This window comes from Limosilactobacillus sp., assembly GCF_051873075.1.
GTDB lineage: Bacteria > Bacillota > Bacilli > Lactobacillales > Lactobacillaceae > Limosilactobacillus.
Genome location: NZ_JBJEEM010000036.1, coordinates 3,507 through 13,133, shown reverse-complemented (window position 1 = coordinate 13,133; position 9,627 = coordinate 3,507). Strand labels below are relative to the sequence as shown.

Here is a 9,627-nt window from a genome sequence, read left to right as displayed (position 1 = left end):
ACCGTCGCCAGCCTTGGTTTGACTTGCTATATTATTAAACGCCGCTACTAAAATAAGCCACCCAGGAGTTTTCCTGGGTGGCTTTTGTTTAGTGTTCAAAGTGTTGGGAAGCCCCAGTCGAGGCATCCGCCTGGTTGTCAGAGTGATCATCCTGGTCGCTCTGAATCCCAGCAACATCCGGCGCCTCATCCTGGTCCTCGTGCTGGAAGTGGAAGACTGGGCCATCAGCATTGGCATCAACGGTCGTGATCAGGCGGGTAAAGAACCACTCATCAACCTCATTAACGTGATAGTTGATCCCATCCTTGATGACTTCCAAAACTGGATCAATCGGGTGATTGTCCTTGGCGAAAGCTTGGGAGAAACCATGGTGAACCTCCGTCCGCCCATAGACCTTGCCGTAAAACTTAATTCCATCCCCCGGCTGCAGGTCCATCTCATTCTTGAACCATTCGTTAGCGGCATCGGTAACAATTAACTTCATACTTAGATCCCCTTTACTCGTTTGACTAACTTTATGATAGCACTTTCATAGTGTTAAAGGTACCATTGAACGAGCAAAATGCCAAGCAATCTGCCCATATTTCAGCATATGACATAATGAGTTTAAAATACAAAAGACTGGAGCTTGCTTTGCCCCAGTCTTTTGTAAAGTAATCGCGGTAAAAAAGCGTACTCCTAGTGTCTAAGTACGGAGCGCTTTAATGCTTTCTTACCAGCTTGTCTACTTAACGTCCAAGATCTTAACCCTCATCGTTCCATTTGGAATATCGATGTCGACTTCTTCACCAATCTTGTGACCAAGCAGGCCCTTGGCCATTGGTGATTCGTTGGAGATCTTACCATTGAGCGGGTCAGATTCGGATTCACCGACAATGGAGTAAGTTTCTGGTTCTTCATCAGGAAGTTCCTTGATTGTTACTTCCCGGCCCATAGATACTTCATCTTTGGCAACGTCTTCGTTGTCAATGATCACTGCGTATTGCAGCATGTTTTCGATCTGGGCGATCTTACTTTCAACCATTGCCTGTTCGTCCTTGGCAGACTCGTATTCTGAGTTTTCAGAAAGGTCACCGTAACTCCGGGCAATCTTAATTCGCTTGATAACTTCTGGACGACGCTTCATCTTGTAGTTTTCAAGTTCTTCTTCCAGCTTCTTCTTCCCTTCAAGGGTCATTGGAAATTCTTTTTCTTCAGCCATATCTAATTCACTCCTCAAATTTTATCCAGTGGCTACATTACCATTCTGTCAAGTATTTGTAAACTGCTATTGCAGGGTGTGGCCTCGCTTAACCAGGATATCGCGAACCTTAGTCGTCAGGATGTCGATGGCCACCCGGTTCTCACCGCCCTCAGGAACGATGATGTCGGCGTAGCGCTTCGTCGGCTCAACGAATTGGTGGTACATTGGCTTGACGGTCGCCAGGTACTGATTGATCACTGAGTCTAGGGTCCGACCCCGTTCGGCCATGTCCCGCTTGATCCGGCGAATGATCCGAATGTCATCATCGGTATCAACGTAGACCTTGATGTCCATCAGGTCCCGCAGCCGTTCATCATCCAAGATCAGGATCCCTTCCAAGATGATGACGTCTTGCGGTTCAACGCGGACCGTCTCAGAAGACCGGGTGTACTGGGTGTAGTCGTACACCGGCATATCGATTGCCTTGTTATTCCGCAGGTCAGTTAGCTGCTCAATCAGCAGGTCCGTATCAAAGGCCAGGGGGTGGTCATAGTTGACCGCCTTTCTTTCCTCCATGGTCATCGATGTCTGATCATTGTAGTAGGTATCCTGGGTGATAATCTGGATGGCCTGGCCATGCAATTGATTGTAAATCGCCTTGCTGACCGTGGTCTTACCACTACCGGAACCACCGGTAACACCGATGATGATTGGCCGCCGCTGTTCTTTTGTACTCATTTTCTATTTATAGCTCCTCTAAATATAAGTTAATCTAAAATAGTATATAGCACTCTGCCGGTCACGGCAATCCCCTACCGCTTCTTTGCGGCCCGGTTCTGCTGGAGAATCCCCGCTAGCTCGGGAACGCTTGCCGAACGCTTCAGGCGAAATTTTCCCGCCTTGACCCCATTGGTTTTGTGCGTCTGAAGGTAGTAATCAAAAACAAATTGACTGCGGACCAGGCGGTGCTTCTTCAAAATCCTGGCTACCCGGTGGTCAGTCGCCCCGGTCGGGATCACCACCGTCACTTTCTGGTGGTCACTGGGATCCACCGGCTGCAATGAGTAGTTGAAGTACTGGTGGATGGCCAGGCCAGCGATGACGACGAGGACCAGCAGGATAAGGACCAGCCGATTCTGCTTTTTTAATTGTTCATCATTCAATTTTTAGCCTTCATAAAATACAAATAATGTGGGACCGCATCATGGCAGATCTCACATTATCTTTTTTAACGAATTTCTGCTGACAGGTTGTCCTGCAGGGCCTTAGTGACCTTGTCGAAGGCGGCGTTAACCTGGTCTTCGGTCAGCGTGTCGTGATCATCCTGGTAAGTCAAGGTGTAAGCCAACGACTTCTTACCAGATGGCAGGTGCGTCCCGCTGTAAACATCAAAGAGGTGCACATTCTTCAAGAAGGCGCCGCCGCGCTTGTTGATAACCTCCATGACCATCTCGTTAGTGACATCGTTGTCAACCAGCAAGGCGATGTCCCGGGTAATCGATGGGTACTTGCTGATTGGGTGGTACTCGTTGTCAACCTTTGGCGCCGCAATTAAGTCCTCCAGATTCAGCTCAAAGACATATGTTTCTGGAATCTTGTATGCCTTAGCGGTGCTTGGGTGAACCTGGCCGAGGAACCCGATCAACTGACCATCCAGCATGATGTTAGCGGTCCGCCCAGGGTGCATCTCTGAACGTGATTGGTCGGCAACATAGGTTACCTTGCCGGCGAGGCCCAGGTTGTGGAGGTAGCGTTCGATGATCCCCTTGATCTGGAAGAAGTCCACCGGCCGGTCCTCATGATGCCAATCGTTAGCCAGCATCTGACCGGTAATCGCCCCAGCAAGGTGTTCCTGTTCCTCTGGGCGTTCACCGCCCTTTGGCAGGAAGACCCGTCCTTCTTCGTAGAGGGCAACATTATTTACGTTCCGGGAAACGTTGTAGGCAATGTCAAGCAGCAACCCGCTGATGATACTCATCCGCGTTGCCACGTGGTCGGAACTCATTGGGAAGTCCAGCTTCATCGGTTCAGCTACCGGATCAATCTGGAACTGCTTGGCCTTATCAACTGTCGTCAAAGAGTAACTGATTGCTTGGGTCAGCCCCATGCCCTCAAGATCATGCCGGCTGGCCCGGATAAACCGTTGACGCGGCGTCAAACCACCCTGGTTCCGGGTCATCACTGGCAGGGTCTCCGGTAGGTTGTCATAACCGTAGATCCGGGCAATTTCTTCGTAAAGGTCCGCTGCCACAAAGATGTCCCAGCGCCGGGCCGGAACCGTCACCGTGATCCGGTCATCGCCAGCTACCTCGTAGGCAAAGGCAAGCCGGTTGAAGATGTCTTCCACGTCCGCCATCTTCAGGTCCGTTCCCAGGACATGGTTGATCTTGTTCAAAGACAAGACAATCTGCTTATCAACGGCCGGCTTTTCACTACCGGTAACAATGCCCTTGGTTACCTGGCCGCCAGCCAGTTCCTTAATCAATTCTGCCGCTTCGTTCAAAGCCGTTTCTACGGTTGCTGGGTTAATCCCCCGTTCAAAGCGCATTGAGGACTCGCTGTGCAAGTCCAAGCGCCGAGCCTGCTTACGAACCATCACGGAATCAAAGATAGCTGCTTCCAGCGCCACCGTAGTCGTCCGATCGGAAACAGCGGTGCCTTCACCACCCATCGTACCGGCAAGGGCAACCGGCTGGTCATCAACTGTTACCAGGATGTCGTTAGCCTTAAGGGTCTGTTCATCCCCGTCCAAGGTCGTGAACTTCTCCCCGTCGCTGGCGTGGCGAACACCAAAGTCATGACCTGGCAGCCGGTCGTAGTCGTAACTGTGCAGGGGCTGACCATACTTCAGCAGGATGTAGTTGGTAACATCGACCACGTTGTTAACTGGCCGAATTCCCGCATTCCACAGGCGAATCTGCAGCCACAGCGGACTATCCGCAATCTTTACGCCCTTAACGACCCGCAGCTTGTAGGTTGGGGCAATCTTTTCATCAGTAATCTTGGCGCTGACCAGTTCACTGGTTTCCTGATCATCGTTTTCCTCAACTGCCAGCTCCTTGAAGTGGGGCTTTAAGCCGTAGAAGGCGGCAATATCGTTGACATTACCGTACATACTCAACATATCACCACGGTTCGGCGTAACATCCGTGTCGATGATAGTGTCGTCCATCCCCAGGTAGCCAAAGACGGGCTCGCCCACCTTGGCATCATCAGGCAAGAAGTAGATTCCAGCCTCGTAATCCTTAGGCGCAATCTTATCGCTGAAGCCGATTTCCTGAAGGGCACAGAGCATCCCATTGGATTCCACGCCCCGGATCTTGCCCCGCTTGATCTTGACATTATCAGCAATCCGGGCACCGGTTAAGGCCACAATGACCTTCTTATCGGCCTGAACATTTGGAGCACCGCAAACCACTTGGATTGGTTCGTCTTCACCGACGTCAACCTGGCAGATGTGCAGGTGGTCGGAGTTAGGGTGTTCTTCTACGCTCAGCACCTTGCCGACAACAATCTTCTTTAAGCCGTCGTCCATCTGGTAGACATCGTTAATATCAACCGACGTCCGGGCAATTTTTTCGGCAAGCTCGCCTGGCTCAACATCCAGGTCGAGGTATTCCTTTAACCATTGGTATGATACTTTCATCTTACATTATCCTTTCTCGTCGAATTGATTTAAGAACCGTACATCGTTTTGGTAGAAGTTCCGGATGTCATCAACACCGTACTTCAGCATTGCAAACCGATCTGGGCCCAGTCCGAAGGCAAAACCGCCGTATTCTTCCGGGTCTACCCCGGACATCTTCAAGACGTTCGGGTGAACCATTCCGGCACCAAGCACTTCGATCCAGCCAGTGTGCTTACAAATCGCACACCCCTTGCCCATGCAGTTGAAACAGGTAATGTCGGCTTCAACGGATGGTTCCGTGAATGGGAAGTAGCTTGGCCGCAGACGAACATCCAGCTTGTCGCCAAAGAGGGAGCGGGCAACTACCTTCAGGGTCCCCTTCAAGTCGGCCATGGTAATGTGCTTGCCGACAACCATCCCTTCAATCTGGTTGAACTGGTGACTGTGGGTTGCATCATCGGTATCCCGCCGGTAAACCTTACCTGGCGAGATCATCTTCAGTGGACCCTGGGCGAAGTCATGCTTTTCCAGCATCCGGGCCTGCATTGGTGAAGTTTGGGTCCGCATCAGGACCGTTGGGGTAACGTAGAAGGTATCCTGCATGTCACGAGCGGGGTGGTCCTTAGGCAGGTTCAGCTTTTCGAAGTTGTAAACTTCCTGCTCAACCTCGTCACCAACCGCTACTTCGTAACCCATGGAAACAAAAAGGTCTACCACTTGGTCAATGATCTGTTGGATAACGTGTGGCTGACCCTGAGCAACGGGGCTGCCGGGCAGGGTAACGTCGATTGTTTCAGCCTGAAGTTCCGCGTTCAAGGCGGCCTGTTCTAAGGCAGCCCGCTTTTCTTCAATCGCTGCCGTCAAATCATCACGAACCTTGTTGGCAAACTGACCAACCTTTGGCCGTTCCTCGGCACTGATATCCCGCATTCCCCGTAAGGCTTTGGTAATTGGGCCCTTCTTTCCCAGCATCTTAACCCGGATCTCATTAATTCTTTTAAGGTCCGATGAGTTTTCAATCTCTTGCAATCCTTGCTGGCGCAGGTCAGCAAGCTTCTCTTTTAATCCCATGCTTTCACTCCTTTATTCAATAAAAAAAGCCCCATCCCCATAGGGACGAAGCTTCGCGGTACCACCCTAGTTTATAGGCAGTTGCCTATACACTTAGTTGATCAATAACGGTGATCGACCGGAATATCATTACATATCGGCTCGGGAAATGAAATTCACTGGACTAGGCAGACCACCGCTTGCAGAATCTTGGTGGCTCTCTTGCAACCATTACCAGCTACTAGTTTCCGTCATCGCTTTTAATTATACTAAACATTCTAATGACTCAACAGGAATTGGTCAAGCCCCAATTAGCACCACTTATCGCTCCATGCATGAACTTCTTTCATTACTGGTGCTAACTCGCGTCCCCGCGTTGTCAATGAATAGTCAACCCGGCTAGATCCCGGATAGGTGTTCCGCACGATGATCTGGTCATCTTCTAGTTCTTTTAATCGTTCGCAAAGAACCCGGTCACTGCACTTGCTGACGCTATTGGCAATGTCCTTAAATCGTAAAGTGTCGCTTTCCAGTAAGACTTCAATAATCAAGCCATTCCACTTTTTGCCTAACATCATAAAGGTTTGAGTGAATTTGGGACACAATTGACAACCACCATCCGCAACCGGTGTATTCGCTTCGTGTTGCATATGATGTCTCCTTCCTACCAAATAGTCCGCATCCGACGCTTCTTAATCCGGCGACGAAGCTTGGCCCGCATCGGACTAAAGAATTCGTGTTCTGCTTCAAAATCGTCAACCAATGAAACAATTAAGCTTTCTGGGTACCGAGGCACAGCGAGCGTTGCCCCAAACATATGCTTCAGGATGATGTCTTTTTCCTTCTTATTCAGCGGGGTTATCTTCTCCGCATTCCGCAGGGCAACCCGGGGATGGATGAAGGCGTGGGTACCAAGGTCAAACTTAATCGTCCGCCAGTCATAGTAGAACAGGTCATGAAGCAACCCGGCCCGAGCTACACTCCGGTAGTCAAGGTGAAGACGTTTAGCAATCCTATAGCTATCGTAAGAAACCGCAATTGAATGTTGCAAACGATTGGAATGATGGTGCTGGGTATAGTTAGCGAGCTTTTTGACGGCAGGCTGAGCCAGCAGATCCGAAACGATTGAGACGTATTCTTGATCGTTGCGCCACTCATTCTTTGATTTCATATAATACCCCTTTTCTATTGGTTATCACCATCATACATGATGATCAGCCAAAAATAAATCATTTTGTCTTATCAAAAGTAAGTAATCTTACTGGTTCAGCTGGAACATCAGGATTCCGGCTGAAATGGCCACGTTTAATGACTCCGCCTCGCCCCGCATTGGAATGTAGAGGTTATCAGTGGTCTGGGCGAGAAATTCATCGCTCATCCCCTGACCCTCATTACCCATGATCAGAGCAAAGGTCTTGCCGGGATGGACATCCCGAAAGTTCTTCGCTTGCGGATTTAACTGGGTGCCGTAAACCGGGGCACCATTTGCTTTGAAATCGGCAATCCATTTTCTAAGGTCACCTTCAAAGAGCTGGAGGTGAAACTGGCTTCCCTGCATGGAACGAACGACCTTGGGGCCGAACAGGTCGGCAGAACGATGCCCAACGACGACACCGGTGAAGCCAGCGGCATCCGCCGTACGGACCATAGTTCCCACATTGCCTGGATCCTGAACCCGATCAAGGAACAGCCAGGCACCAGTCAATGGCTGGTCGGGAACCCGGTGGGCATCCGGCAGGTCAACGACGGCTGCGATCCCCTGCGGCGTGACGGTGTCGGTGATGTGCTTCATGATCTCTTCCGTCACGGCATAAACCTCTGCCGCGTGGTCAAACAGGTCTTGGTGAGAATCCAGCTGCTCGCTTGTCCCGATCAGCTGATGGATCGCCACCCCGGCCTGGACAGCTTCGTTGACCAGGTGCCAACCATCTAAGAGATAGTAGCCAGTCTGCTTGCGAAACTTTTTTGTCTGGAGTTTCTTCCAGTCTTTAACATGTTGATTGTGAATTGATGTTAATTCTTCCATAAGTAAAACTACCCTTCCTCTTGTCATAATTATACCATGTTATGGGTGTACAATATCTTTAACTAACTAACGGCTTTTATAATTTTTCATTAAGGGAGATGAACAGGCTTGATTAACGTTCAGCTAACAATCACGGGACAGGTTCAGGGGGTCGGTTTTCGTTGGGGAACCCTCCAGCTCGCCCAGCAATTTAAGCTCACCGGATTTGTGCGCAACCAGCGTAACGGAACGGTCTACATTGAGGCCCAAGGGCCAAAAGACGCCGTCGCCAGCTTCATCCGGCGGTTGGCCCAGGGACCCACTCCCTACGCCATCGTCGACCACATCCGACAAGTAGATGGGCCACTCACCGATTATGGCAGCTTTACCATCCGGCGCTAGTTCACCCTCTGGGTGGCTTTTCGGTCCACTTTAGAGTAATATATGTACTGTTTATATCAAATTAAAACCAATTATAATAAGGGAGATTTTAACACCATATGAAACATAAACGCCTTACAGTTGTCGGCCTGATGACAACGATGCTCCTGCTGCTCAGTGGGTGTGTCCGGACCACCAAGAGCGGCCGGCCCTACGGCTTTGTCTATGATTACATGGCCAAGCCGATGCAGCACCTGATGGAATGGCTGGCCAGTCACATGGGCAACAATTACGGTTGGGCAATCGTTGTAATTGTCGTCGTCGTTCGGACGATCCTCCTGCCGGTGATGTTCTCACAAATGAAGAAGTCCACCATCACGCAGGAGAAGATGGCCAAGGTCCAGCCACTGATCAAGGAATTGTCCGCCAAGCAGCGGGCTGCCAAAACTCCTGAAGAACAGGCCGCGGTCAGCCAGCAGATGATGGCCCTTTACCGGGACAACAACATCAGCCTGACTGGTGGAATCGGCTGTCTGCCGCTGTTGATCCAGCTGCCAGTCTTTGCCGCCCTCTACGCCGCCATCCGTTACTCACCGGACCTTTACCACGCCACCTTCTTTGGAATCGCCCTGGGGAAGCCTAGCATCCTCTTTGCCGTCCTGTCCTTTATCGCCTACGCTGTCCAGAGTTACCTCGGCCTGGTCGGGGTTCCCGAGGAGCAGAAGAAGCAGATGAAGATGGCCATCTGGATGAGTCCATTCATGACCTTCTTCATCTCGCTGACTTCCTCAGCCGGCCTGGGGCTCTACTTCTTCATCGGTGGACTCTTTGCTATCCTGCAAACCCTGATGGTCAACGCCTACCGGCCACGAATCCGCAAGCAGATCGAAGAAGAGGCCAAGAAGCACCCGGTCAAGATGCCCGCTGCTCCGGCCACGCCAAGCTCATCTTCAACCAGCACGGCTGATGCGATCAACCAGCTCAAGAAATCAAGCCCGGCTAAAGAAATGGCCAAGCACAATCGGCAACGTAACGCCGGCAAACAGCAACACCACAAGTCAAAGAATAATTAGTCGTCAATGAAGTGACCGGAAGAAAATAACTCTTTTCTTCCGGCCACGTTTTATTTTAACCACAAGGAGAATCAAAAAATGATCAAAAAAATTGTTACCGATGTAGAACAGCTCCGCCAACCATCAGTCCCCGCCACTAAAGCCGATCGCCCTCTAGCTGACGACCTGCGTGACACCCTGGCGGCATGGCAAGACCGCTGTGTCGGCATGGCAGCCAACATGATCGGCATCCATAAACGGGTGATCATCGCTCAGCTCGGTCCGCTGCCGGTCGTGATGTTCAACCCGCGCTTGACCAGCCAAAGCC

Annotated in this window: 12 protein-coding genes and 1 other annotated feature; of the genes, 3 read left to right on the top strand and 9 right to left on the bottom strand. The window is 50.8% G+C overall.

All coding sequences use genetic code 11. From position 1 onward, the window contains the following. Positions 1-88: 88 nt before the first annotated feature. The 9 genes from ACI31J_RS04785 to ACI31J_RS04745 all read right to left on the bottom strand — a co-directional run bounded on the left by ACI31J_RS04785 (position 89) and on the right by ACI31J_RS04745 (position 7,887). The gene (locus ACI31J_RS04785) at positions 89-484 is read right to left on the bottom strand and encodes a HesB/YadR/YfhF family protein (RefSeq protein ID WP_439773295.1); all 396 of its coding nucleotides are present in this window, start codon (positions 482-484) and stop codon (positions 89-91) included. A gap of 240 nt (positions 485-724) precedes the next feature. Beyond that, the gene (greA, locus tag ACI31J_RS04780; RefSeq protein WP_439773294.1) at positions 725-1,201 is read right to left on the bottom strand and encodes a transcription elongation factor GreA; all 477 of its coding nucleotides are present in this window, start codon (positions 1,199-1,201) and stop codon (positions 725-727) included. 66 nt (positions 1,202-1,267) lie between these two features. Beyond that, positions 1,268-1,921, bottom strand: coding sequence for a uridine kinase (udk, locus tag ACI31J_RS04775; protein ID WP_439773293.1), 654 nt, complete (start codon positions 1,919-1,921; stop codon positions 1,268-1,270). A gap of 74 nt (positions 1,922-1,995) precedes the next feature. Continuing rightward, the gene (locus tag ACI31J_RS04770; RefSeq protein WP_439773292.1) at positions 1,996-2,346 is read right to left on the bottom strand and encodes an endolytic transglycosylase MltG; all 351 of its coding nucleotides are present in this window, start codon (positions 2,344-2,346) and stop codon (positions 1,996-1,998) included. A 65-nt stretch (positions 2,347-2,411) separates the two neighbouring features. Next, entirely contained in the window at positions 2,412-4,829 is a 2,418-nt protein-coding gene (gene pheT, locus ACI31J_RS04765) for a phenylalanine--tRNA ligase subunit beta (protein ID WP_439773291.1), read from the bottom strand. Between the two features lie 6 nt (positions 4,830-4,835). After that, complete coding sequence (gene pheS, locus ACI31J_RS04760) at positions 4,836-5,882, bottom strand: phenylalanine--tRNA ligase subunit alpha (protein ID WP_439773290.1); 1,047 nt, start codon at positions 5,880-5,882, stop codon at positions 4,836-4,838. 38 nt (positions 5,883-5,920) lie between these two features. Beyond that, positions 5,921-6,125, bottom strand: a binding site (T-box leader). A gap of 47 nt (positions 6,126-6,172) precedes the next feature. Further along, positions 6,173-6,511, bottom strand: a complete 339-nt coding sequence (locus ACI31J_RS04755; protein WP_320609956.1) for a winged helix-turn-helix transcriptional regulator — start codon at positions 6,509-6,511, stop codon at positions 6,173-6,175. 14 nt (positions 6,512-6,525) lie between these two features. Next, entirely contained in the window at positions 6,526-7,032 is a 507-nt protein-coding gene (locus ACI31J_RS04750; protein WP_439773289.1) for an HD domain-containing protein, read from the bottom strand. Positions 7,033-7,119: 87 nt separating this feature from the next. Further along, complete coding sequence (locus ACI31J_RS04745; protein ID WP_439773288.1) at positions 7,120-7,887, bottom strand: TrmH family RNA methyltransferase; 768 nt, start codon at positions 7,885-7,887, stop codon at positions 7,120-7,122. Positions 7,888-7,995: 108 nt separating this feature from the next. Between ACI31J_RS04745 and ACI31J_RS04740 the strand changes: the two genes are divergently transcribed. From ACI31J_RS04740 to ACI31J_RS04730, 3 genes are all read left to right on the top strand, one after another. Further along, a complete protein-coding gene (locus tag ACI31J_RS04740; RefSeq protein ID WP_439773287.1) occupies positions 7,996-8,268 on the top strand; it encodes an acylphosphatase in 273 nt (90 codons plus the stop codon). Between the two features lie 98 nt (positions 8,269-8,366). After that, positions 8,367-9,320 carry a membrane protein insertase YidC gene (yidC, locus tag ACI31J_RS04735; protein WP_439773286.1) on the top strand — a complete coding sequence of 318 codons (954 nt, stop codon included), beginning with the start codon at positions 8,367-8,369 and terminating at the stop codon, positions 9,318-9,320. A gap of 78 nt (positions 9,321-9,398) precedes the next feature. After that, a partial coding sequence (locus tag ACI31J_RS04730) for a peptide deformylase (protein ID WP_439773285.1) occupies positions 9,399-9,627 on the top strand: 229 nt, incomplete at its 3' end.